At 70.2% G+C, this 23,608-nt stretch carries 19 protein-coding genes and 1 tRNA gene; 10 read left to right on the top strand and 10 right to left on the bottom strand.

Features of this window, described 5'->3' with window-relative positions:
• Window positions 1-62: 62 nt before the first annotated feature.
• Window positions 63-2,918 (top strand): PKD domain-containing protein, encoded by a 2,856-nt coding sequence (locus ABEA87_RS30685; RefSeq protein WP_345635533.1) that lies wholly within the window; start codon window positions 63-65, stop codon window positions 2,916-2,918.
• Between the two features lie 26 nt (window positions 2,919-2,944).
• On the opposite strand, the gene ABEA87_RS30690 is transcribed toward ABEA87_RS30685, so the two are convergent.
• Window positions 2,945-3,469, bottom strand: coding sequence for a GNAT family N-acetyltransferase (locus tag ABEA87_RS30690; protein ID WP_345635535.1), 525 nt, complete (start codon window positions 3,467-3,469; stop codon window positions 2,945-2,947).
• A gap of 499 nt (window positions 3,470-3,968) precedes the next feature.
• On the opposite strand from ABEA87_RS30690, the gene ABEA87_RS30695 reads away from it, so the two are divergent.
• The 3 genes from ABEA87_RS30695 to ABEA87_RS30705 all read left to right on the top strand — a co-directional run bounded on the left by ABEA87_RS30695 (window position 3,969) and on the right by ABEA87_RS30705 (window position 8,641).
• Entirely contained in the window at window positions 3,969-5,783 is a 1,815-nt protein-coding gene (locus tag ABEA87_RS30695; RefSeq protein ID WP_345635537.1) for a galactose-binding domain-containing protein, read from the top strand.
• 158 nt (window positions 5,784-5,941) lie between these two features.
• Entirely contained in the window at window positions 5,942-7,630 is a 1,689-nt protein-coding gene (locus ABEA87_RS30700; RefSeq protein WP_345635539.1) for an aminotransferase class V-fold PLP-dependent enzyme, read from the top strand.
• Between the two features lie 87 nt (window positions 7,631-7,717).
• The gene (locus ABEA87_RS30705) at window positions 7,718-8,641 is read left to right on the top strand and encodes a S1C family serine protease (protein ID WP_345635541.1); all 924 of its coding nucleotides are present in this window, start codon (window positions 7,718-7,720) and stop codon (window positions 8,639-8,641) included.
• Between the two features lie 9 nt (window positions 8,642-8,650).
• Here ABEA87_RS30705 and ABEA87_RS30710 read toward each other — a convergent pair whose 3' ends face one another.
• Both ABEA87_RS30710 and ABEA87_RS30715 read right to left on the bottom strand, forming a co-directional pair.
• On the bottom strand, window positions 8,651-10,021 hold the full coding sequence (locus tag ABEA87_RS30710; protein ID WP_345635543.1) for a cystathionine beta-synthase: 1,371 nt from the start codon (window positions 10,019-10,021) through the stop codon (window positions 8,651-8,653).
• 73 nt (window positions 10,022-10,094) lie between these two features.
• Window positions 10,095-10,454: a YkvA family protein gene (locus tag ABEA87_RS30715; protein WP_345635545.1), complete on the bottom strand. Its 360-nt coding sequence runs from the start codon at window positions 10,452-10,454 to the stop codon at window positions 10,095-10,097.
• Between the two features lie 73 nt (window positions 10,455-10,527).
• Here ABEA87_RS30715 and ABEA87_RS30720 point away from each other — a divergent pair, with 73 nt between their 5' ends.
• The 3 genes from ABEA87_RS30720 (at window position 10,528) to ABEA87_RS30730 (ending at window position 12,954) form a co-directional block, all read left to right on the top strand.
• Window positions 10,528-10,938 carry a PPOX class F420-dependent oxidoreductase gene (locus ABEA87_RS30720; protein WP_345635547.1) on the top strand — a complete coding sequence of 137 codons (411 nt, stop codon included), beginning with the start codon at window positions 10,528-10,530 and terminating at the stop codon, window positions 10,936-10,938.
• A gap of 188 nt (window positions 10,939-11,126) precedes the next feature.
• Window positions 11,127-12,134, top strand: a complete 1,008-nt coding sequence (locus ABEA87_RS30725; protein WP_345635549.1) for an SGNH/GDSL hydrolase family protein — start codon at window positions 11,127-11,129, stop codon at window positions 12,132-12,134.
• A 22-nt stretch (window positions 12,135-12,156) separates the two neighbouring features.
• Window positions 12,157-12,954 (top strand): SGNH/GDSL hydrolase family protein, encoded by a 798-nt coding sequence (locus ABEA87_RS30730; RefSeq protein ID WP_345635550.1) that lies wholly within the window; start codon window positions 12,157-12,159, stop codon window positions 12,952-12,954.
• Window positions 12,955-12,986: 32 nt separating this feature from the next.
• Here ABEA87_RS30730 and ABEA87_RS30735 read toward each other — a convergent pair whose 3' ends face one another.
• Window positions 12,987-14,927: a S53 family peptidase gene (locus tag ABEA87_RS30735; RefSeq protein WP_345635552.1), complete on the bottom strand. Its 1,941-nt coding sequence runs from the start codon at window positions 14,925-14,927 to the stop codon at window positions 12,987-12,989.
• Between the two features lie 193 nt (window positions 14,928-15,120).
• On the opposite strand from ABEA87_RS30735, the gene ABEA87_RS30740 reads away from it, so the two are divergent.
• Entirely contained in the window at window positions 15,121-16,377 is a 1,257-nt protein-coding gene (locus ABEA87_RS30740) for an acetyl-CoA C-acetyltransferase (protein ID WP_345635553.1), read from the top strand.
• An 83-nt stretch (window positions 16,378-16,460) separates the two neighbouring features.
• On the opposite strand, the gene ABEA87_RS30745 is transcribed toward ABEA87_RS30740, so the two are convergent.
• From ABEA87_RS30745 to ABEA87_RS30760, 4 genes are all read right to left on the bottom strand, one after another.
• The gene (locus tag ABEA87_RS30745) at window positions 16,461-16,784 is read right to left on the bottom strand and encodes a hypothetical protein (protein ID WP_345635554.1); all 324 of its coding nucleotides are present in this window, start codon (window positions 16,782-16,784) and stop codon (window positions 16,461-16,463) included.
• Window positions 16,781-17,734, bottom strand: a complete 954-nt coding sequence (locus ABEA87_RS30750; protein WP_345635555.1) for a Bax inhibitor-1/YccA family protein — start codon at window positions 17,732-17,734, stop codon at window positions 16,781-16,783. The genes ABEA87_RS30745 and ABEA87_RS30750 overlap by 4 nt, the downstream gene beginning before the upstream one ends.
• A 646-nt stretch (window positions 17,735-18,380) precedes the next feature.
• Window positions 18,381-18,461: transfer RNA gene (locus ABEA87_RS30755), tRNA-Leu, on the bottom strand.
• Window positions 18,462-18,587: 126 nt separating this feature from the next.
• Window positions 18,588-19,556 carry an FAD-dependent oxidoreductase gene (locus tag ABEA87_RS30760; protein WP_345635557.1) on the bottom strand — a complete coding sequence of 323 codons (969 nt, stop codon included), beginning with the start codon at window positions 19,554-19,556 and terminating at the stop codon, window positions 18,588-18,590.
• 171 nt (window positions 19,557-19,727) lie between these two features.
• On the opposite strand from ABEA87_RS30760, the gene ABEA87_RS30765 reads away from it, so the two are divergent.
• Both ABEA87_RS30765 and ABEA87_RS30770 read left to right on the top strand, forming a co-directional pair.
• A complete protein-coding gene (locus tag ABEA87_RS30765) occupies window positions 19,728-20,681 on the top strand; it encodes an SCO2521 family protein (RefSeq protein ID WP_345635558.1) in 954 nt (317 codons plus the stop codon).
• On the top strand, window positions 20,678-21,682 hold the full coding sequence (locus tag ABEA87_RS30770; RefSeq protein WP_345635560.1) for a DUF6879 family protein: 1,005 nt from the start codon (window positions 20,678-20,680) through the stop codon (window positions 21,680-21,682). The genes ABEA87_RS30765 and ABEA87_RS30770 overlap by 4 nt, the downstream gene beginning before the upstream one ends.
• A 25-nt stretch (window positions 21,683-21,707) precedes the next feature.
• Here the strand turns inward: ABEA87_RS30770 and ABEA87_RS30775 are convergent, their stop codons facing one another.
• On the bottom strand, window positions 21,708-22,706 hold the full coding sequence (locus ABEA87_RS30775) for an SCO2522 family protein (protein WP_345635562.1): 999 nt from the start codon (window positions 22,704-22,706) through the stop codon (window positions 21,708-21,710).
• Complete coding sequence (locus ABEA87_RS30780) at window positions 22,691-23,608, bottom strand: SCO2523 family variant P-loop protein (RefSeq protein WP_345635565.1); 918 nt, start codon at window positions 23,606-23,608, stop codon at window positions 22,691-22,693. The genes ABEA87_RS30775 and ABEA87_RS30780 overlap by 16 nt, the downstream gene beginning before the upstream one ends.

Raw genomic sequence — 23,608 nt, forward strand, 5'->3', positions numbered from 1 at the left:
TCAACTCCGCTGCGGCCCGGATCGCCTGAGGGTCCGCCATCGTCGTGATCCGAGGAGACTACGTGCGTCCGTCTCGCCGTCTGCTGCCGCTCGCCCCGGTCCTGTTGGTCGCCGGCATACTCGTGAGCCCGCCACCACCGGCCACCGCTAACCCATCGGCGAGCGCGGACGCGCCGACCACCCTGTACGTGTTCGATTCCCCGCAGTGCGACAACTCCGGCCCGGCTACCCAGGCAGTACCGCTGTGCTCCATCCAGGTCGCCGCCGACCGGGTGCAGGCCGGCCAGACCGTCGCGGTCAAGGGAGCGATCTTCTCCGATTACCCGGCACCGGTAACGATCACGCACTCGGGCACTCCCACAGCCCCGATCACGTTCACCAAGTACGGGTCGACCAAGCCCACGCTGAAAAGCACCCTCACCCTCTCCGGGGTGCACGACGTCGCGGTCAATCAGCTCGACTTCCTGGAGCCGAAGGACCAGGTTCAAAGCACCATCCAGGTCAAGGCTTCCTCGGACGTGACCCTCGACGGGCTGCTTACCGACGGGCTCCAGGACACCGATGCCGCCATCGATGGTGATTCGTCCGATGTGACGCTGTCCCGATCCTGGCTGACGGGTAACGTTCAGGTCGCACCGGGCGCCTCGCGGATCACTGTGACCACCAACACCGTCGGTATCAACGTCCCCGGATCGGACGCGATCTCGATCGGCGGCACGACCAATGCCGTGGTCACCAGCAACAGCGTCTTTTCGTGCGCGAACGGCATCGCGATCGGCGGCGCCTCGTCCGCGACGGTGGAGAACAACACCGTCGAGATCGGCCCGGAAACTGGCTGTACGCCCACGGGCATCACGGCCGGGCTGGCCGTGAGCGCCGACTCGGCGGCCAATGTGCGCAGCGACTACAACGACTACATGGTCACCGCGCCTGCGGTCGAGTACTCCTGGGGCGGCACGAGCTACCCGACCGCGGCCGCCTTCCGCTCAGCTACCGGCCAGGGCGCGCATGACCTCGATGGTCGCGTGAGCCTCGTCGACGCGGCCGACGCGAACGCACCCGGTGAGCTGTCGACGGATGAGCTCGGAAACCCGCGGGTGAACGACCCGCTGGTGCCCGACACGGGCGTCGGGGCGTCGGCCCCGGACCTCGGCGCGCGCGAGGTGCAGGACGTGCTGCACCTGAGCGAGACCGCCACACCATCGGCACTGCAGTCCACAGGCGCCCCCTTCACCGTCGGGTTCACGGTAAGCGCGCCCGCGGTGAGCCAGTGGTCGGAGCCGATCACGACAACGGTGGACTTCGGCGACGGTGGCGGCGCCGCCCCGGTCGCGCCGGGCGACACGGTGACGCACACGTACGAGACGCGGGGCGTCTACGTCGCGACGACCACCGCGACCGACACCAGTGGCTCCCGGCAGACCCTGACGCGCACGATCACGGTCGGCACGTCCGCGCCGCCGGCGGTCACCCTTACCGCGACACCAGTTTTCGTCACCGACCCCGCGACCGGCCAGGCCAATCTCGTGCCGGGTGAGGGCAAGGTGACCGTCTCCCTCGCCGACCCGTGGGAAGTGGCGGGAGTGGACGTCGACTGGGGCGAGGGGAAGGACACGTTGACCGCCGGCAACGACGGCACGGACGAGACGGCCGGCGCCACTTTCTCGAAGAGCCACCTGTACGACCAGACCGGCACCTATGTCGTACAGGTGACCGTGACGGACCTGCTCGGGCGGACCTCGAAGGCCAACGCGTCGCTGACCGTCGGGGACGGGTTCAAGGCCCGTCCCGGTGGCCCCCAGCGCGTCTACGACAGCCGGGGCGCGCTGGGCGGCGACGGAATTCCGGCCAACGGCAAGGTCAGCCTTCCCTCCGTCCTGTTCGGGGGAACGGCGTCCAACTCGGGCTTGGAGGCGGTGCTGCTCAACGTCACCGTTACCAACCCGAAGGCCAACGGATATCTCGTCGCCGTCGAGCACGCCACGCAGATCCCCACGTCGAACGTGGATTTCACCGCCGGGCAGACCGTCGCGAATCACGTCGTCGTCCGCATCTCTCGCGGCAACAACATCGACTTCATCAACGCTAGCAGCGGTCCGATAGACCTCCTGATCGACACCATCGGCATCCAGACGCAGGGACCGGGCACGGACAGCTACCACCCCGAGGGACCGGTCCGGCTGCTGGACACCCGTACCACCCTCGGCGGGTCGCCCGGCGCGGTGCCGTCCGGAGGCTCGGTCACCCTGCAGGTCGCGGGGGTCAGCGGAGTACCGGCCGACGCCACGGCGGTGGTCATGAACCTGACCATCACCGACACGAAGTCGGCCGGCTTCGTGACCGCGTACGGGCATGGCACCACGCGACCCGGGATCTCCGATGCCGACTGGGCAGCCGGTCAGACCGGCACCGCCCTGGTGGTGGTGCCCCTCACCGACGGCAAGGTGGTGCTGTACAACTCCGGGCCGGGTACCGCCGACTTCGTCGCCGACCTGCTCGGCTACTACAGCGATCACGGAAGCGGCGCGGTCTTCCTGCCGTCGGAAGAGCCCCAGCGGGCGCTGGACACCCGGTCCGGACTGGGCACCGGTGGGCACATCGCGAAGCTGAAGTCCGGCCAGACGCTGGTGCTGCCGGTGACCTCGTTCGTCGACGCGCCGGCGTCGGGGGTGTCCGCCGTCGAGGTCGACCTCATCGCCACCAACCCCAGCTCCACCGGGTACATCACCGCGTATCCGGATGGCGCGGCGCGCCCGACCGCCTCCAGCGTCGACTTCACGGGCGGCCAGACGGCGGCGAACATGACCATCACGCCGGTCGGTGCGGACGGTGCGATCGCCCTCTACAACGGCGGGGGTGCGACGGTCGACCTGCTCGTCGACATCTACGGCGCCTACTACCAGTACTCGGAGAGCTGAGCGGCACGGCGGCCGTGCCCGGATCGCTACCGGGCCGGCCGCCATTCGTAGCGCACGTCGGGTTCGCGCTCCTCGTTGCCGGCGCCGTCAGTGCGCTCGACCGCCACGAAACCGTGCCGCTCGTAGAACCTGCACGCGGCGGCGTTGACTTGGAAGGTCCACAGCCGCAGCCCGCCCGGGTGCCGCCGCTTGGCCAGGTCGAGGAGGCGCTCGCCGATGCCCCGGCCGCGCCACGACGGGTCCAGGTACAGCTGATCCACCCAGCCGTCGTCCAGCGCCATCATCCCGACGACGACTGACCCGGCGCCCGAGGAGGCCACGGCCGAGGAGGCCACAGCCGAGAAGGCGACGGCCACCCAGGTCTCGTGCTCCGGTACGAGAACGTCGCGCACCCAAGCGCGCACCTCGTCCTCGGAGTGCGCCCGCCGTACCGTCGGCAGCGCCGCGCGGTACGAGCGCAGCCACACCTCGGCCACGGCGCCGGCGTCCGGCGTACCGGCCCGCCGGAGTTCGACATCGGCCGGCCGGAGTGCTGGATTGTCACCGCTCACAGATCGTCATGGTGCGCCGCTGCCGGCTCAGGCGCCAACGGAGCGGGACAACGGTCGTCGAGGGTGCCGATCGGACGCTTATAAAAGAGAGCGCTCTCAATCTCCACAGCCCGGCGTGATCACGTCAGTTTGGGCCACCGCTGCGATCCGGCCACGCCCAATGCCGCCGAGGCATCGATATACTTGACACTATTTGGCGACGAGCGTACAACTACCGATACCAATAGAGAGCGCTCTCTGAACCGCGGCGCCATCAGTCCTAACTCCACACGACAGGCAGGACAAGCCGTGAGACCGTCCCCTCCGGCACTGCCGCGCCGCCCGCCGGTCCGGCGAGCCCGTCCCCCTGCGCGGCACCGACGATCGGGCACCGCCGTCCCGCGCGACGCCGGTGCGGATACCGCGGTCTCACCCGGCACCGCGCCGCCCGGGCCCGAGCGGCTTTGGCGGCCGGTGTGCACACCCGATCGCACTCATCGGCTCTTCATGAGGGAGAACCATGTCTGACAGGCGAACGCTCGACGACCCGGAACGCGGTCCCGCCCGCGCCCGGGCCGGATCGCGCATCAGGGCCGGGGCCTCCGCCATCGTCCTGGTGGCGGGCACCCTGACCTTCGCCGGCGCCGCCACGGTGGCCACCACGGTCGTCACGGCCGCCCCGGCCGCCGCCGCGGTGCCGGCTCCCCCGTCCGGATTCAGCCTCACCTGGAGCGACGACTTCAACGGCGCCTCCGGCACCGGGGTGGACGCCGGAAACTGGAAGTACGACACCGGCCCGGGCAGCAGCTTCGGTACCGGTGAGATCGAGACGATGACCAACAGCACCGCGAACGTGTACCAGGACGGTGCCGGTCACCTCGTTCTCAAGGCGCTGCACTCGGGCACGAACCCGGGCACCGGCTGGACCTCGGGGCGCATCGAGACCCAGGCCGCCACGTTCGGCGCGCCCCCGGGCGGCGTCGTGATGATGGAGTCGTCGATCCAGCAGCCGAACGTGAATACCGGCAACGGCGCCGGGTACTGGCCGGCCTTCTGGATGCTCGGCTCGCCGCTGCGCACCGGGACGCCGTGGCCGACCTCGGGCGAGGTCGACATCCTGGAGGACATCAACGGACGCAGCTCGGTCTTTGGCACGCTGCACTGCGGCACGAACCCGGGCGGCGTGTGCAACGAGTCGACCGGCATCGGCAGCGGCGAGCACGCCTGCTCCGGCTGCCAGACCGGCTACCACACCTACGCCGTGCAGATCGACCGGTCGGTGTCGCCGGAGCAGATCCGGTGGTACCTGGACGGGGTCAACTACTTCACCATCTCCTCGAACCGGGTGGACGCGACCACCTGGGCGAACGCGGTGGACCACCCGTTCTTCATCATCTACGACCTGGCGATGGGCGGCGGCTTCCCGGGCGCGTTCGGCGGCGGTCCGAACGCGTCCACCATCTCCGGCGGCCAGATGAACATCGACTGGGTGGCCGTGTACAACAAGGCTCCGGGCGGCGGCGGCACGCAGCCTCCGCCGGGCAACAACATCGCGCAGGGCAGGCCGACCACGGCGTCGTCGACCGAGAACGCGGGCACGCCGGCCGCCAACGCGACCGACGGCAACACGGGCACCCGGTGGTCGAGCGCGTTCGGCGACCCGCAGTGGCTTCAGGTCGACCTCGGCCAGTCGTACGCCATCAGCCACGTGACCCTGAACTGGGAGGCCGCGTACGCCCGGGCGTACCAGCTTCAGACCTCGCAGGACGGCTCGACGTGGACCACCATCTACTCGACAACGACCGGTGACGGCGGCACCGACGACCTCGCGGTCAGCGGCACCGGCCGATATATCCGGGTGTACGGCACCCAGCGGGCCACCGCGTACGGCTACTCGCTGTGGGAGTTCTCGGTCGCCGGCACCCCGGGTGGCGGCGGGAGCGGCGGTGGCTCCCTGCTGTCCCAGGGGCACCCGACCACCGCCTCGTCCACGGAGAACGCGACGTTCCCGGCCGGCAACGCGACCGACGGCAACACCGGTACCCGGTGGTCCAGCGCGTTCAGTGATCCGCAGTGGCTTCAGGTCGACCTGGGTGCCACGCACAGCATCAGCCGGGTGGTGCTGAACTGGGAGCCCGCGTACGGCCGGGCGTTCCAGATCCAGACGTCGACCAACGGCAGCACCTGGACGTCGATCTACTCGACCACCGGCGGTACGGGCGGGGTCCAGACCCTCAACGTGACGGGCTCGGGCCGGTACGTGCGGATGTACGGCACCGCGCGGGCCACCGCGTACGGGTACTCGCTCTACGAATTCCAGGTCTACGGCAGCTGATCCGGTAACGGGAAGCGCGCGGGCCGCCGGTTCACCCGACCGGCGGCCCCAACCGCGAGCGGTGATCAAAGTAGCAGTCAGTGTCCATTTACCTGCGCTGCGCAACCGACTCGCGACCGGCCTCGCCGAACGTGAAATCGGCGGGTAGAAAGGCCGGCATGGCACCAGAAGAAAGTTCACTACTGGCCCGGATCCGGGACTCCGTCATCGGGGACGACCAGGTCATGTGGGGTCCGTACGGGGCGCGCCGGGTTACCTACGCCGACTACACGGCGTCCGGCCGGTCGTTGACATTCATCGAGGACGTGATCCGGAACGAGGTGCTCCCCCGGTACGCCAACACGCACACCGAGTCGTCCGGCACCGGGCTGCAGACCACCCGGCTGCGCGAGGACGCCCGCCAGATCATCCGGGACGCGGTCGGCGGGGACGAGGACACCCTGGTCATCTTCGCCGGCTCGGGCTCGACCGGCGCCATCGACAAGCTGATCGGCATCCTCGGCATCCGCATCCCCGCCAACCTCGACGACCGGTACGGGCTGTCCGCCGCCATCCCGCCGGACGAGCGGCCGGTGGTGTTCATCGGGCCGTTCGAGCACCACTCCAACGAGCTGCCCTGGCGGGAGTCACTGGCCGACGTCGTGGTCATCCCCGAGGACGCGGACGGGCACATCTCGGCCCCGGACCTTGAGGACCAGTTGCGCCGGTACGCCGACCGACCGCTCAAGATCGGCTCCTTCTCGGCCGCCTCGAACGTCACCGGAATCCTCAGCGATTCCGGCGCCATCACCGCCCTGCTGCACCGTTACGGCGCGCTGTCGTTCTGGGACTTCGCGGCGGCGGGCCCGTACGTGGACATCGACATGGCCGGCAAGGACGCGATCTTCCTAAGCCCGCACAAGTTCGTCGGCGGCCCCGGCACCCCGGGCGTGTTGGTGGTCCGGCGCGAGCTGCTGCGAAACCGGGTGCCGACGGTGCCGGGCGGGGGCACCGTGGACTACGTCAACGCCACCGACCACCGGTACATCGCTGACCCGGTGCGGCGGGAGGAGGGCGGCACCCCGGCCATCATCGAGTCGATCCGGGCCGGGCTGGTCTTCGCGCTCAAGCAGTCCGTCGGGGTACCCACGATCAAGTCGGCCGAGGAGCGCTTCCTGCGGCTGGCGTTCGAGTCCTGGCGGACCAGCCCCAACATCGAGATCCTGGGCAACCCCGACGCCGAGCGGCTGTCCATCGTGTCCTTCGTGATCCGCCGGCCCGGCGGCCGGTACCTGCATCACAACTTCGTGGTGTCGCTGCTGTCGGACCTGTTCGGCATCCAGGCCCGGGGCGGCTGCTCGTGTGCCGGGCCGTACGGGCACCGGTTGCTCGGCATCGACCTGGAGCGCTCGCACCGGTACGAGCAGGAGATCATCGCCGGCTGCGAGGGGATCAAGCCGGGCTGGGTACGGGTCAGCTTCACGTACTTCATCTCCGACACGGTGGCCAGGTACATCGTCGAGGCGGTGAACCTGATCGCCGAGTACGGCTGGCTGCTGCTGCCGGACTACCGGTTCGAGCCGGACACCGGGCTGTGGCGGCACCGCGCCGGCCTGGTCGAGCCGCCGCTGCGGCTGGACCAGCTGAAGTACGACGCCGAGGGGGTCCTGCGCTACCCGGCCCGCCACGAGCAGGCGCCGGAGGGCGCGCTGGCCGGCTACCTGGACGGCGCGCGGAAGCTGTTCGCGACCCTCTCGGGCCGCGAAGGCGAGCGGTTGCCGCAACCGCCGCGCCCCGGTGACCGGATCTCCGCGCACTTCGAGGAGCTGCGCTGGTTCGAGCTGCCCGAGGAGTGCCTCGCGGCGTAATTTCGCCATCTATCGCGATTACATAGTTACGCGCACAGCGAAGCCCGGGCCGGCATGGCCCGGGTATCGCCGGGCGTTGATACCGCCATGGAACCTCTCGACGCGTACAGCCAGGTCGTCACGGCCGTGGCGGCGAAGGTGCTGCCCTCGGTGGCGGCGCTGTCCGTGCGCACCGCCCGGGGCGGCGGCGCCGGATCCGCGGTCGTCTTCACCGACGACGGCTTCCTGCTGACCAGCGCCCACGTGGTGGCGGGCGCGACCGGCGGTACCGCGACCTTCGGCGACGGTACCGAGGCAACGTTTGACGTGGTGGGGGCCGATCCGCTGGCCGACCTCGCGGTCCTGCGCGCCCGTTCGATCGGCGCGCCCCCGGCCGCCCTGGGCGACGCCGAAGGGCTGCGCATCGGGCAACTGGTGGTGGCCGTCGGCAACCCCCTGGGGCTGGCCGGCTCGGTCACCGCTGGCGTGGTCAGTGGCCTGGGGCGCTCGATCCCGGCCCAGGACGGCCGGCACGTCCGGCTGATCGACGACGTCATCCAGACCGATGCCGCGCTGAACCCGGGCAACTCCGGTGGCGCGCTGGCCGACTCCGCCGGCCTGGTGATCGGGGTGAACACCGCGGTCGCCGGGTACGGGCTGGGCCTCGCGGTACCGATCAACTCCACCACCCGGCAGATCATCTCGGAGTTGCTGTCCACCGGACGGGTCCGCCGGGCGTGGCTCGGGGTCGCGGGCGCGCCCGCCCCGCTGCCGCCCCCGGTGGCCGCCCGGCTCGGGCGCCGGGTGGGGTTGCGCGTGGTCGAGGTGGTGCCGGGCAGCCCGGCCGGGCACGCCGGGCTCTATTTGGGCGATCTGATCATCACGGCCGGCGGCCGGCCGGTGGAGAACGTGCAGGCGCTGCAGCGCCTGATGCTCGGCCCGGCGATCGGTACCCGGTTGCCGATCACCGTGCTGCGCAAGGGCGCCCTGGTCGACGTGGTGGCGATCCCGGCCGAACTGGTCGGCGCCTGAGCGCGGCCGCTAGCGATCGCCGAGGTGCGCCAGCAGGTCCTGCCGGGTGATGACCCCCCGCGGCTTGCCGTCGATCAGCACCAGGGCGGCGTCCGACTTCTCCAGCAGCTCGACCGCCTCCGACACCGGCTGCCCGCCTCCGATCATCGGTAGCGGCGGCCCCATGTGCGGCTCGATCATGTCGTGCAGGTGCGCGTGTCCGGTGAACACCGCGTCCAGCAGTTCCCGCTCCGAGATCGAGCCGGCCACCTCGCCGGTCACCACCGGCGGCTCGGCCTTCAGCACCGGCAGCTGGGAGACGCCGTACTCGCGCAGCACGTCGATCGCCTCGCGAACCGTCTCGGTCGGGTGCGCGTGTACCAGCTCGGGCAGCTTGCCGCCCTTGGACTCCAACAACTCCCGCACGGTCGACTCGGCGCCACCCGCCGACAGGAAGCCGTACCGCGCCATCCAGCCGTCGTCGAAGATCTTCGACAGGTACCCGCGCCCGCCGTCGGGCAGCAGCACGACCACCACGTCCTCCGGGCCGGCCTGCTCCGCCACCCGCGTCGCGGCCACCGCCGCCATCCCGCACGAGCCGCCGACCAGCAGCCCCTCCTCACGGGCCAGCCGCCGGGTGAGCAGGAACGACTCCTTGTCCGACACCTCGATGATGTCGTCGCAGATGTCCCGGTCGTAGTTGATCGGCCAGAAATCCTCGCCGACGCCCTCGACCAGGTACGGCCGGCCGGAGCCGCCCGAGTAGACCGAGCCCTCCGGGTCGGCGCCGATGATCCGGACCCGGCCACCGGATACCTCCTTGAGGTACCGGCCGGTGCCCGAGATCGTGCCGCCGGTGCCCACCCCGGCGACGAAGTGGGTGATCCGCCCCTCGGTCTGCTCCCAGATCTCCGGGCCGGTGGTCTCGTAGTGCGACAGCGGGTTGTTCGGATTGCTGTACTGGTCGGGCTTCCACGCGCCGGGGATCTCGTTGGCCAGCCGATCCGACACGTTGTAGTAGGACCTCGAGTCCTCGGGCGCGACCGCGGTCGGGCAGACCACCACCTCGGCCCCGTACGCCTTGAGCACGTTGCGCTTGTCCTCCGACACCTTGTCGGGGCACACGAACACGCACCGGTACCCGCGCAGTTGCGCGACCAGGGCCAGCCCGACTCCCGTGTTGCCCGAGGTGGGCTCCACGATCGTGCCGCCCGGGCGCAGCACGCCGGACTTCTCGGCGGCGTCCACCATCCGTACCGCTATCCGGTCCTTCACGCTGCCGCCCGGATTGAGGTACTCCATCTTCGCCAGCACCATCGCCGGTAGGCCGGCGGCCACGTTACGCAGCCGTACCAGCGGCGTGTTGCCGATCAACTCGACGACGTTGTCGTAGTAGCGCACGCGGCGAGTGTAGTGCGGCGGCGCACCCGTGCCCGCGCGATCGCCACAGGCCGATCGCCGTAGACCGAACCGCTCAACGCACCCGCACGCGGCGCGGGATCGATCCGGCGGTGCGCCGGTGCTCCCAGACCAGGAAGCGCTCGGTCTCCGACAGCAGCGCGCCGGCCAGCCACACCGCCACGAACGAGTCGTCCACCAGGCCGAAGAACGAGAAGAACAGCTCCGGAACCAGGTCGACCGGGGACACGATGTAGAGCCCGGCCAGCGCCATGCTGAAGACCCGCCACTTGCCGTCGTACCGGCCGGTCAGCGTGGCGCCGAGCAGCCGGGGCAGGGCGATCAGGCGCTGCCAGAGCGTCGGCCCGCCGCGGTGCGAGCTGCGCAGCGCCGCCCAGAGTGCGGTCAGCGCCGCCTTGCGACCCAATCGCGCCATGGCCGGCCTCCCTAATGTGCGTCTGCGGACGAGTGCCCGACCCCATAGTGCCCAACGGGGCAAAATTTGACGCATGAAGCTCGATGAGGCAGTAGAGGTGCTGCGCACCCAGCACCACGCCGTCCTGGCCACCTGGCGGGCGGACGGAACCCCGCAGCTCAGTCCCGTGCTCGTGGGGATCGACGGGGCGGGTTGCCCGGTGATCAGCAGCCGGCAGACGGCGTACAAGGTCAAGAATCTGCGCCGGGACCCGCGGGCGTACCTGTGCGTGTTCCCGGACGGCTTCTACGGCCGATGGGTCCAGCTTGACGGCACCGTCCAGGTCGTCGACCTGCCCGAGGCCGAGGACCTCCTGGTGGACTACTACCGCCAGATCTCCGGCGAACACCCGGACTGGGACGACTACCGGGCCGCGATGGTCCGGGACCGGAGGGTGCTGCTGCGCATGAAGATCACCAAGGCGGGCCCCGACCGGACCGGCTGAGACCCCACCCCGGGCGGCCCAGACCCCTGCGCCAACCGGACTCACCGGGCAAACTCGCTGATCAGACCCCTGTTCGGCCAAAATGTGACCGACATTCGGCGACGACAGAGCTAGCCTTGAAGATCCAGATGAGGTGTGGAGGTCTCGTTCAGGGGGCGAACATGGGGCGAATCGAGCGAGTACGTCGAATGGCCGTCGCCGCCGCGTACGGTGGCGGCGGCGTCGGCCTGGTGGGCGTGCTGGCCGCAGGCACGCTGATCGGTCAGGCCAAGCTGGCCCGGCGCACCATCGGCATCGCGCAGTCGCCGCCGCCGCGCTGCGACGGCGTGTACGGTGCCGAGGCCGCCGAGGCGGCCGGTGAGATCCCGATCAAGCTGGCCATCCTCGGCGACTCGTCGGCCGCCGGGTACGGGGTCGAGCTGCCCCGCGAGACGCCCGGCGCGCTGCTGGCCGCGGGGCTGTCCGAGCGGCTGCACCGGCCGGTGATGGTCCGCAGCATGGCGGTGGTCGGGGCCCAGTCCGCCGACCTGGTTCCGCAGCGGGAGACCGTGATCGAGTGGCAGCCCGACCTCGCGGTGGTCCTGATCGGCGCCAACGACGTGACCCACCGGGTCCGGCTGCCCGTCGCGGTCGCGCACCTGGCCGAGACCGTGCGCCGGCTGCGCGAGGCGGGCATCGCGGTGGTCGTCGGCACCTGCCCGGACCTGGGCACCATCCGGCCGATCGCGCAGCCGCTGCGCTGGGTGGTGCGCCAGTGGAGCCGGGAGATGGCCGCCGCGCAGACGATCGTGGCGGTCGAGGCGGGCGCGTCCACGGTGTCCCTGGGCGACCTGCTGGGACCGGAGTTCGCCGCCGCGCCGGAGCGGATGTTCAGCTCCGACCGCTTCCACCCGTCCGCCCTGGGGTACGCGTCGGCCGCGGCCGCGATACTGCCCAGCCTGGTCGCCGCCCTGCGGGAGGCGCCGGAGGCGCAGCCGAGCCTTTCCCACGGCGAGGGGGTACGGTCTTTGGCGCAGGCAGCGGTGGAGGCGGTCGACCGTGCCGGCACCGAGGTCAGCGGCGCCCGGGTCGCCGGCAGGGAAACTGGGCCGGCCGGCCGGTGGGCGCAGCTGCGACACCGGGTACGACAGCTCACCGAGCGGCCACACGATCCGCAGACGGCGCACTCCACGCCGGCACGGTCAGCGGCGGAGTGAGACAGCGGACTGGAGCACGCGGATGGGCATCGTCAGGCAGGTTGGCAGGCAACTGGGCAGGGCGACCGCGATCACGGTGATCGCCGGCGCGGTCGGCGGGATCGCGCTACTGGCCGCCGAGGTGCTGGCCGCGCGCACCCGCCGGTACGCGCGGCCCGATCTCACCCTCGGGATGCGCACCTCGGTCGGCCCGGCCAGCGCACCCGCCCTGCGGCTGGTGCTGCTGGGCGACTCGTCGGCCCTGGGGGTAGGCGTGGACCGGGTCACCGACACGGTCGGCGGGCGGCTGGCCGAGCTGCTGGCCGGCGGGGCGGAGCGCGACGGTCGGCGCATCGAGGTGTCCAGCGTGGCGGTGTCCGGCTCGCGGGCGGAGGACCTGGCCACCCAGGTCGCCCGGGCGCTGGTCGGCGACCGGCCGGACGTGGCGGTGATCCTGGTCGGCGCCAACGACGCGCTGCGGCCGCACCGGCCCCGGCGCTCCGCCGCGCACCTCGGTGGCGCGGTACGCCGCCTGCGCGACGCGGAGGTGGCCGTGGTCGTGGGGACCTGCCCGGATCTGGGCGCGGTGCGCGCGTTCGCGCCGCCGCTGCGCCAGATCGTGGGGCTGATCGGACGCGGGGTCGCCAACGCCCAATTGGATGAGGTACGGGCCGCCGGCGGGATACCCGTCGACCTGGCCCGGCAGGTGGGCCCGGTGTTCCGCGCCGACGCCGGCACCCTGTGCCACGACGGGTTCCACCCGTCCGCCGACGGGTACCGGGTCTGGGCGCACGCCCTGTACCCCGCGACAGCGGAGGCGGCCGGCGTCACCTCCCGATGACGCCGGCCGGCACTCTCTTCGCGCGGTGAGCCTTACAGCAGCCGCTCGGCGAGCAGGAACAGCAGGCCGAGCGGTGAGCCGCGACCGGTGACCTCGTCGTACCCGCGAGCCGTGGTCAGCGACGTGTCGCGGTCGAGGGTGACCGTCCCCGATGCGTTCGTCGTGGTCACGGCTATCGGCGTCTTCGACGGCGTGACGTCGCGGTAGAGCGCCGAGGGCAGCGAGTACAGCAGCGGGTTGGCGAACCCGATCGCGTGGCGCCGGCCGGTGCTGGCCAGCGCCTGGATGCCGGCGAACACCGGGCAGGCCAGGCTGGTGCCGCCGACGGGGCGCAGCCCGAACACGCCGCCGGTCGTCTGGCCGACCGCGAAGCCGGTGTACGGGTCCGCGATGGCGCCCACGTCCGGCACCACCCGCATCGCGGTGCTGCCGTTCTTCTTCGCCAGGCTCGCCGGCACGACGCCACGCTGGTACGCCGGCTGGGTGAAGTTGAAGCTGGTGCCGCCGCCCGCGCCGAAGATGAACGACCCCGGCAGCGGGGAGGTGTAGGACGCCGGGGTGGTCGCGTAGTTGATGACGTCCCGGTCGCTGCCCCAGCCGGTCTCGAACTGGTAGTTGTTGTGCTTGTCAACGGCGAGGCTGGTGCCGCCGACGGCGGTGACCATAGGGTCGGAGGCAGGGTAGTCCGGCTCCGCCTTGGTGGTGTCGCCGACCGTCACGTCGTCGCCGTCGTCGCCGGACGAGAAGTACATGCCCATGCCCTCGATCGCCGCCTGCAGGAAGATCGAGTGCTCCAGCTGGATCTCGTCCGCCGGCAACTCCTCGCCGGCGTTGCCGTACGAGTTGCTGACGATGTCCGCGGAGTGGTGCTGCACCACGTAGTTGAGCGCCGCGTCGATGCCGTCGTCGCAGTTCTGGGCGCCGAAGTAGTGGACGGTCGCGCCCGGCGCGAGGCTGTGTACCGCCTCGACGTCAAGCGTCTCCTCCCCGTTCCAACCCGCCTCGCCCTGACACTCGGTCTGCAGGTTGAACGGCTGGAACAGCGTCTCGCTGTACTGGCCGGCCTTGAACGCCGGCTGCCCGAAGCCGGTCGCGTACGCGTTGGCGTCGGACTGCATGGTCGGCGACCCGTACGCGTCGATGATCGCCACCGTGACGCCGTGGCCGTTCTGCCCGGCCTTGATCGCGGCAGCCACCCCGTACGCCCCCTGCAACTGCTGCGGCGAGTACCCGCAGATGTTGGTCGGCACGGAAGTCTTGCCGTACGCGTCCGGCACGGTCTGGCTGTGCTGCCCCCAGTACGTCGAGCACTGGCCGAGCGGCGGAGGAGTGGCGCCCGGCGTGACCAGGTGAGCGGACGGCATGCTGCCGTCGTCCGGGATGCTCACGCTCATCGGCTTGCGCAGCAGCGCGCTGTCATCCAGCCCGGTCACCTGCGCCACGTCCGGCGCGACCGACGAGGGCACGGACACCGCCGTCGACGGTGCCCGCAGCCGCTTGCCCCGCAGCGAGTACGTCTTCATGACGGTGCCGAAAGCCTTGTTCACCTGGGCGACGGTGCCGCTGGCGGAGACCCACCGGTTTCCGTCGGCCACCGAGGTGACGGTGATGCCCTGACCGGAAAGGAAGCTCTTGACCCGGGCGACCGAGGCGTCGGTCGGGGCGAACCGGGCGTTGAATTGTGCCGGCGACAGGTAGCTCTGGTACTGGGCGCTGTTCGGGTTGGAGACCTGCTGGGCGAGGAGGTCGGCACCGGCGGCATTGTGCAGCGGCAGCGCGACGGTGAAGGAGACCTGGTCCGAGGCGGCAGGGGTACCCGCGAGGCTCGCCGAGGTCGCCCAGGTTGGGGTGGCGCCCGCGACGGACACCCGGTCGCTGGGTGATGCGGATGCGCCCACGCCGCCCAGGAACGGGACGACGAGAGCCGTGGCGCCGATCGTGATCAGCGCTCTGCGGACTGAGTGAGGCCGCATGGAACTCCTTTCGGTTTGACCGGGTTCCCACCGGGACGGATCGGCCATACGTGCGCTGATCGCCGCCCTCCCCCGGCACGTGGACCATCACACGTGGGGCGATCGAGCCATGTCAAGACATCAAGGGGCAGAAAGGGGACGGCGCGGGTGCCGAAGGTGGCTCCTATACCTACCGGGCGGTAACCTTGCGGTCATGACTGAAGCCGTCATCGTCGCCACCGCCCGCTCCCCCATCGGCCGCGCGGTCAAGGGTTCGCTGCGTGACTTCCGCCCCGACGATCTGGCCGCCACGATCGTGCGCACCGCGCTGGACAAGCTGCCCCAGCTCGATCCCCGGCAGATCGACGACCTCTACCTCGGCTGCGGCCTGCCCGGCGGCGAGCAGGGCTTCAACATGGCCCGGATCGTGGCCACCCTGCTCGGGTACGACTTCCTGCCCGGCGCCACGGTGACCCGGTACTGCTCCTCGTCGCTGCAGACCACCAGGATGGCGTTCCATGCCATCAAGGCGGGCGAGGGCGACGTGTTCGTCTCGGCCGGCGTGGAGACCGTCTCGCGGTTCGCCAGGGGCAGTTCGGACGGGCTGCCGCCGGAGGCACAGGCCCTGGTCGGTGGCGGCTGGGAGAACCCGCTGTTCGACGGCGCGCGCGGTCGCTCCAAGGAGCGAGCCGAGGGGCGCTCGCCGGCGACCGCCGGGTGGCACGACCCCCGCGAGGACGGCGAGGTGCCCGACGTGTACCTGGCCATGGGTCAGACCGCGGAGAACCTGGCGCAACTGTGCGGGGTGACCCGCCAGGAGATGGACGAGTTCGGGGTGCGCAGCCAGAACCTGGCCGAGAAGGCGATCGCCGACGGCTTCTGGGCCCGCGAGATCACCCCTGTCACCACGCCGGACGGCACGGTGGTCAGCAGGGACGACGGTCCGCGCGCGGGCGTCAATCTGGAGGGTGTGGCCGGGCTCAAGCCGGTGTTCCGGCCGGACGGGCGGGTCACCGCCGGCAACTGCTGCCCGCTCAACGACGGCGCGGCCGCGGTGGTCATCATGAGCGACACCAAGGCCCGTGAGCTGGGCATCACCCCGCTGGCCCGGATCGTCTCGACCGGCGTCACCGCGATGTCGCCAGAGATCATGGGTATCGGCCCGGTCGAGGCGTCCCGCCAGGCGCTGGCCCGCGCCGGCATGACCATCGACGATGTCGACCTGGTGGAGATCAACGAGGCGTTCGCGGCCCAGGTGATCCCGTCCTATCAGCAGCTGGGCATCCCGCTGGAGAAGCTGAACGTGATGGGTGGCGCGATAGCGGTCGGGCACCCGTTCGGGATGACCGGCGCGCGGATCACCGGCACCCTGCTCAACGCGCTGGACTGGCACGACAAGACGATCGGCCTGGAGACGATGTGCGTGGGCGGCGGCCAGGGCATGGCGATGGTGCTGGAGCGCCTCTCCTGAGCATGCCGGGCCGGCCCGCCTCGGGCCGGCCCGCTCCCACTCGCTCCGCTACGGCGTCACAGCGTCGTCACAGCATTAAGGCGCTACGGCCGAAGCTCGGCCAGCGCGGATCGCGTCTCGGCGACCGCCCTGGCGGCTTCGGCGAACACCTCGGCGGACGGGCGCGCGGCCAGCAGGTCCCGCGCGGTCACCCGCACCTGATCCGGAAGCACCAGATCGTTGGCGAGCCGGGGCACCTCGTGCCTCGGGTGCCCGGTGACCCCGGCCTCGATGTCGGCCAGCCGTTGCGCCAGGGCGTGCATGGTGACGGCCCGCGACCCGCCCGAGGCCGCCCAGCGCGCCGGCGTCCACTGCGCGACCTGGTCCACCAACCGATCCACCGAGCGGATCAGATCCTGTTCGCTCATCGGCGCAGGTATCCGAGCATCCGCAGGATCTGCCAGTACAGGTAGATCAGGCCCACCAGAATGCCAAAGGCGCAATACCACGCGTACCGCTCCGGCAACTGGTACCGGATGCCACGCTCGACCATGTCGAAGTCGAGGATGAACGTCATCGCGCCAACCACGATGGCGACCAGGCTGAACACGATGGCCAGCCCGCTCGGGCGGTCGGTCGGTCCGTACGCGACCAGGCCCGGGTTGTGGCCGAACAGCGAGAACACCAGGTTCATCAGGCTGAGTACGACAACGCCGAACAGCGCGCCGATCACGAACCTCGCGAACTTGGGGGTGGCCCGCAGCACCCGGAACCGGTAAAGCACCGCCATGCCGGCGAACACGCCGAGGGTGCCCACCGCGGCCTGCACCACGATCCCCTGGTAGACCTGCTCGAACTCCCGGCTCACCACGCCGAGTACGACGCCCTGGCAGACCGCGTACAGCGCGATGACCACCGGGTTCGTGACCCGGGCGAAGGAGACCACCAGGGCGAGCACCAGGCCGGCGATCACCGATCCGGCGACGGCCAGCCCCACGACGGCGCCGGTGCGCAGGGTCGCCCAGGAGACCGCGGCGGTGACCACGGTCAGTCCGATCAGGATGATGGTCCGGGTCACCACGTCGTCGAGGGTCATCGCGCGGCTGGCCCCGATGGGCGTGATCAGCGATGGGGATCCGGAGCCGCCGCCGTATCCGGGCGGGGCGGTGTAACCAGGCGGGGCGGTGTAACCAGGCGGGGCGGTGTAACCAGGCGGGGCGGTGTAACCAGGCGGGGCGGTGTAGCCCTGCGGCGCCCCGTATCCGGGCTGGGCGGTATAGCCCTGCGGCACGGCGTAGTCCTGCGTCGGCGACTGGGCCGTCCGCTCGGCCTGCGCGACGTTGCCCAGGCGGTTGAGTATCGGGTTGGAACTTCGCACGGTCGCCTCCACTAGGACATCTGCCCTGGTCAGTTCAGACTACTCGTCCGCCACCAGTCGCAGGGCCGACGCGTGGTAGGCGATCATCGCGGCGGGTACGGACGGGCCGCCCGAGGGTCGCGCAAGCCAGCTGAACCCGCCACGGGCCCACGGGCCCCTCGCCGCCTGCCCGAGGATCGAGCCGCCCTCCGTTCATGGACCCGATTCACGCATCGATAAATCCTCCGGCGGCTCACCTTCGCGTCGCCGCGCACCCATGGCCCTCTCATCGTCTGTCCACAAGGGAGATTCACCCGACCCGGATTGCGAACAGCGGCGCACTTCACGAACCCGGGGCCCATGGAAAGCGTTGCGGCGGCTCGAAATGAGGCAGTGTTGGTGTGCGCGCGTCGCGCTTGTGCGCCAACGGCATCGCGGCCGTGGATCTACCCACCGCCGCCGGCCGGTGTGCAAATGGCCGCCGGGGACGCCGGAGCGACCGGAGGCGATCGGGACTCCAGGCACGATTCAGCGCAATCTTGACGGAGTGACGCGAAGATCAACATCGGGAGCCTGGGACCTTTTTGATCAGCCAAGGGCTCCCAGCTGCCCGGCACGGGTACGCGAAGCGGGGCATCCAACCACGACAGCGTACGGGCGCTTCGGGTGCCCGGGGCGGGACTCGAACCCGCACGCCTTTCGGCCGCCGCTTTTAAGGCGGCTGTGTCTGCCGTTCCACCACCCGGGCAGGGTCGACTGTGCCCACGGTATCCGGTCGGTACCTGAACTTACGATAACCGGGGGCCAATAGTGCCTTGTCCGGGCGCCGACGGCATCGTAACGGCCGCGAAAGTTCCCGCCCCTCGGAGGGCCGCTAGGCGCTGATCAGGCCGACCGCTATGTCGCGGACCTCATGGGCGCAGCCCCAGGAAAGGCTCACTCCGGCGCCGCCGTGGCCGTAGTTGTGGATGACGTGGCGCCGTCCGAAGCTCACATGCTCGACCCGGACCTCCGGTCGCGACGGCCTGATCCCCACCCTCGACAGGGCGCGGATCGGCACATCCGCGAGCCTGGGCTCGATCGCGGCGCAGCGCTTGATGATCCTGGCCGCGGCGGCGGGATCGGCGACCATTTCGTGTTCGCCCTTTTCGGCGGTACCACCGAGGATCACGTGCTCGCCCTGCGGGAGGAAGTACGTCAGCTCCGACTCGTCGGAGGACTCCGCGAAGAATTCCGTCAGTCCGGGATTGTCCGCGACGACCAGTTGCCCCCGGATCGGTGTCATCTGGTCATCCGGGACGAGGTCACGGGCGCCGAACCCGGTGCAGTTGATCGCGATCGCGGCCTGCGTCAGGGCGTCCTCGATCGAGGCGACGTGGCCGGTTTCGATCTTGACGCCGGCGTTCCCCAGCCGGCGCTCGAGGTACGCCAGATACACGCTCATGTCGATGATCGGCGCTACGTAATACCAGCCGCTGACGAAGCCGTCGGGCAGCTCGCTCTGCGTGCACGGGCGGTAGCCCGGTACGTCGGTCACCCAATCGGGCGGGCATTCGTGTTCACGCGACGCCTCGATCCCGCCGACCATCCGCACGCCGGTTTCGTCGGGAGAGGCCGCGAGCTCCTTCAGGACGTCAAAGGTCTCCCAACCCCACGCCGCGGCGTGGGGATGTCGCACCAGATAGGGCCCCCAGATCGCGCCGGCCGCGAACGACGTGGTCTCGGTGGGTCGGCGGTCCGCCCGCACTCGCACACCCACCCCAGCTTCGGCAAGAGTCACCGCAGTCGTCAGTCCGACAACGCCCGCACCGATGACCAAAACGTCCGTCCGAACCCGTCTCACTGTTACAGGCTAACCGGATCGCGCCATTATTGACCCACTTCCGGATTGATCAGTGCCAGTTTCACTCTCCCAAAGGCGAGCGCGACGCGGCTACGCTCGCCTTGGACGTCGTCAATAGCCCATGGCGGCACCGGCCCTTCGGCGCGAAACGAACGGGGGACAGCGGTGTTCATGTTGGGGGAGGTAACAACGGGCCTGCTGCGCCATTCCACTCCGGTATCAGTACGGACCGCCACGGATGTCATGATGCTCCGCCGCGATCAACCGGTCCGCTGGTCCAGCCGCCCCATCGCGTACGCGGTCACGCAGGACCTGTTGACCGGAGTGGACTGCCGCCTGCCGGCTGCCGGCAGTGGGACCCGCTGCGTCGGCACCGTGCGATCCCACGCCGCCCTGACCGGCGGGCGGGTGCTGCAGGGTTCCGCGCACGTCGCGGTGGCGCGCAGCGAGCACAACCGGCGCCTGCCCTGGTCCCACTACCTGTCCCGCCCGGGTGTGGTGGAGACCATCGGGACGGAGCGGCTGCCCGAGGTCGTCGCTGGCTTCTCCGGCTCCCCGCAACAGTCCGGCAGCCTGGACCTCGGTTCGATCGGCACCCGGGTGATGAACACCGTGCAGGACTCGCCCCAGTTCGACGGCCGCCTCCCGTTCCGGATGGCCCGGACCACGCTGCGCTGGATCGTGGCGCCGACCGACCTTCGACTGCCCGACACGGCGACCGTACAGTTCACCGTCGACGGGGAAGTCCGAAGGATCCTCGTGCTACGCCTCGACCTCGACCTGGCCGAGGAGGCCCTGGAGCAGGTGGTGGCGCTCTGCGAGGACTTGGCCCTGCACGACTGGCTGCTGACCGCCCTGGAGCAGCTCATCGAGCGCAGTCAGATCGGCTCCGGACCACCGGTCCAGGTCGTGGAGCGGCTGAAACCCGCCATCGACCAGTTGCTGCACCTGTGGATGCCGGCCGCGCGGATCCACCCTGAACTGATGGAGCTGTGGCAGAGCCTGGAGCGGAGGCCGGGCTTCACCCGGCAGTGGCGCGCCGGGGTCGATCGGGTCCGCGACCAGTTGACCGCCAATACCATCGCCCTGCTGAGCTCGGCGCGACTCGAATCGCTACGACCATGAGCCAGATCGGCCGGCCCGAAGCCGTCACGGTGAAGTCCACCGTTCCCCGCAAGATAGTCATCACCCTGGTCACCAGCGGCGTTGCCTACCTGATCACCGCGCTGGTGCAGGCATCGCAGATCTGGCCGGTCGTGCTGGCCACCTTCATCGGCGGCGTCGCCGTCGTCGTGCAGTTCCTGGTCGACTTCGACGCCCGCCTGCAGACGGTCGAGCTGAGCCAGGAGAGCCGGCTGCACGCACTGCACGACGTCCAGCAGGGCCACACTGTTGAGATGGAACGGTTGGTCCGCAACGGATTCCTGAAGATCAACGAGGCGACCGAACTGTTCGGACTGGTGGAGACCTCGGCGCTGCGCACCGACGTGGTGACCCAATTCGTGCGCAACGCGACGCGCATCGACCCGGAGCCGTCGCTGCTCTTCGACTTCGCGCAGGCCGAGATCTACCGGATGTCGAAGTTCCTCAAGGAACTCAGCACCGGCGAACACGTCTCGTACGACGGCGAGGACCGCGACTGGCTGCTCGGGCTGGCCCGGCACGCCCGCACCAGCATCGACGCGACGAGCTTGACCACGGTCGACGCCAGCGCCGAGTCCGGCAGCGGCGGGCTGTGGAACAGCGACCTGGGCGCCCGGTACCTGGAGGTGCAGCGCGAGGCGATCGCGCGTGGCGTGAAGGTACGCCGGGTGTTCATCCTGAACCGGTCCGGACCGAGCCGGTACCCGAACCTGCCCGAGATCTGCCGGATCCAGCACGACCTCGGCATCCAGGTGCGGATCCTCTTCGCGCAGGAGATTTCCGGCCTGCTGCGCAACAGCCTTTTCGACTTCATCATCTTCGACGACGTGCTGAGCTACGAGGTGACGCCGGGTTCCCGGTTGGAGAGCCAGGACCATGCCGTGTTGCTGGGCACCCACCTGATCCTGGGCAGGGACCGGGTGGAGGAGCGAACACGCCGGTTCAACAACCTCTGGGAGTCCGCCACGGCCTTCGAGGACTGACGGCGGGTACGGGAGCGGTCCCCGGTCAGTGCCAGTGCTGGCTGGAGCCGGAGTACACGAAGGCGTACTCGATCCGCTCCACCAGCTCGGGCGGCAGTGTCACGCCCTCCCGATCGGCGCGCTCGGCCACCTGCGCGGCCACCACCCCGGTCACGTTCACCTGGCCCAGAATCGTCCGGACCGCGTGCTCCACCGGCAGGAACCGGTTGGCCAGCACCGAGAACGTGCGGTACGCGCTGAACGGCGCCGCCGAGGGGTTCAGCTTCAGTAGGGCAGGCAGCTCGTCCCAGCGCTCGGGCAACTCGTCCGGCCTCGGCTGCGGAACCGCGACGCCCTCCCCCAGGTTGCGCAGCATCCCGAGGCGCAGCAGTTGCCACACCGAGGCGAGGAATGGGCAGGACCAGGTGCGGGCGCTGTCGTACTTCTCGTCCCACAGCTCGACGTCCACGAAAATGGAGTGCCGGTTCGCCGCGTTCTCCACCGGCGGCTTCCACTGACTGATCACGCCCATGGCCCCGCCCTGCCCGGGCACCGGGGAACGTTGACCGTTGGACAGCCAGCCGACCTCGGTGGCCGGTGGCCGGGAACCGTCGGTGGTCGGCGCCGGCTCGACCACCAACTGGTCCTCGACGAGCTGCGCGACGGGCACCCCGTCGGCGCTCGCGCAGCCGGACTCCCGGCCCAGATAGTCGATTTCAAGTCCGGCGTCGGCGGCGGCCCTGATCAGGTCGGGCACGATGAGCCGGGGTGAGCCGAACGGGCCGAAGTAGTCGTCAACGAGGAAGCAGGTGCTGATCCTCGACCGCCGGTCGCCGATCGACTGCTGGCAGGCCCGTCGGGCCGCCTCCACCCACGGCGCCACCCGCTGGAAGTTCGCGCGCAGCCCGTCGATGCCTGCGGCGTAGTCCTCCATGTACAGGTGGCCGAGCTCGATCGACACGTGGGACAGCGGCAACTGCTCCACCCGTGGCTGAGCGCTGGCCTCCCGGAACGTCGCGTCGACCGCCATTACAGCCCGTCCCACGCTCCGTCGTCGGTGAGCTTCTTGGCGATCTCCTCGAACGCCTCCACCGTCTGGTGGTTCGCGATCTGCCGGGTGAACACGTCGGTGTTGGAAATCAGCTGCTCGCGCCACTGCAGCACCGGATCGAGCGGCACCGAGCCGAGCATCAGCGCCCGGCCCACCTTGTGCCGCCGGGCCAGCGACTGCAGGTCCGCATTGCACTCGCGCAGCCAGGCCACCTGGCCGGCGCGCAGCCCCGCCAGATCGGGCGAGTTGGGGTCGACAACGGCGGTGCGCACGAAGCGGATCGAGTCGCCGAGCCGCTGCCGACTGTGTCCCCGGTCCTCGCCGGCGTCCAACAACCCGCGCGGCCCGTAAACGAGGCTGGAGGCGGCGATGATGTGCTGCCGGGTCCAGCGGTGGTAGACCAGCCAGCGGGCGGTGACGCCGCGGTTGAGCAGGTGGGCGCTCGCTTCCAGGGCGATGTCCGCGGCGTACGACCGGCCGGCGCTCAGGTCGACGATGGTGACGTCGAACTCCTCGTCGGTCAGTAGCAGCAGTTCGATCGTGCGCCGGACCATGTCAGGGGAGACGTTGAACTCGCCGCCGCTGCTGTCGCCCGGATACAGCACCAGTCGTCCCGCGCCGGCCGGGCGACCGCGCAAGCTGGAACGATCCGATTCGGACCACACGTCCAGCTTGGTCGGCGAGGCCACCTCACCCTGCAGGTAGGAATGCAGACCTCCGGAGACGGTGCCGTGCTCGACCATCGGGATGTCGAAGATGGCGCCCGCGGTCGGCGAGCCGAAGTCGAAGTCCAGGTAGGCGATGTCGCTGTTCTGCAGGGCCCGGCGGTACGCGACGTTGCCGCTGGTGACCGAGCGACCGGTGCCGCCCTTGTCCGAGATCGCAAAGACGATCAT

Source organism: Rugosimonospora acidiphila (assembly GCF_039543385.1).
GTDB lineage: Bacteria > Actinomycetota > Actinomycetes > Mycobacteriales > Micromonosporaceae > Rugosimonospora > Rugosimonospora acidiphila.

Excerpts from the sequence above, each read along its gene's own strand:
- ABEA87_RS30695 (WP_345635537.1), top strand. The coding sequence starts at position 3,969 with ATGTCTGACAGGCGAACGCTCGACGACCCGGAACGCGGTCCCGCCCGC.
- ABEA87_RS30700 (WP_345635539.1), top strand. The coding sequence starts at position 5,942 with ATGGCACCAGAAGAAAGTTCACTACTGGCCCGGATCCGGGACTCCGTC.
- ABEA87_RS30705 (WP_345635541.1), top strand. The coding sequence starts at position 7,718 with ATGGAACCTCTCGACGCGTACAGCCAGGTCGTCACGGCCGTGGCGGCG.
- ABEA87_RS30715 (WP_345635545.1), bottom strand. The coding sequence starts at position 10,454 with ATGGCGCGATTGGGTCGCAAGGCGGCGCTGACCGCACTCTGGGCGGCG.
- ABEA87_RS30720 (WP_345635547.1), top strand. The coding sequence starts at position 10,528 with ATGAAGCTCGATGAGGCAGTAGAGGTGCTGCGCACCCAGCACCACGCC.
- ABEA87_RS30725 (WP_345635549.1), top strand. The coding sequence starts at position 11,127 with ATGGCCGTCGCCGCCGCGTACGGTGGCGGCGGCGTCGGCCTGGTGGGC.
- ABEA87_RS30730 (WP_345635550.1), top strand. The coding sequence starts at position 12,157 with ATGGGCATCGTCAGGCAGGTTGGCAGGCAACTGGGCAGGGCGACCGCG.
- ABEA87_RS30735 (WP_345635552.1), bottom strand. The coding sequence starts at position 14,927 with ATGCGGCCTCACTCAGTCCGCAGAGCGCTGATCACGATCGGCGCCACG.
- ABEA87_RS30740 (WP_345635553.1), top strand. The coding sequence starts at position 15,121 with ATGACTGAAGCCGTCATCGTCGCCACCGCCCGCTCCCCCATCGGCCGC.
- ABEA87_RS30745 (WP_345635554.1), bottom strand. The coding sequence starts at position 16,784 with ATGAGCGAACAGGATCTGATCCGCTCGGTGGATCGGTTGGTGGACCAG.
- ABEA87_RS30765 (WP_345635558.1), top strand. The coding sequence starts at position 19,728 with ATGTTGGGGGAGGTAACAACGGGCCTGCTGCGCCATTCCACTCCGGTA.
- ABEA87_RS30770 (WP_345635560.1), top strand. The coding sequence starts at position 20,678 with ATGAGCCAGATCGGCCGGCCCGAAGCCGTCACGGTGAAGTCCACCGTT.
- ABEA87_RS30780 (WP_345635565.1), bottom strand. The coding sequence starts at position 23,608 with ATGATCGTCTTTGCGATCTCGGACAAGGGCGGCACCGGTCGCTCGGTC.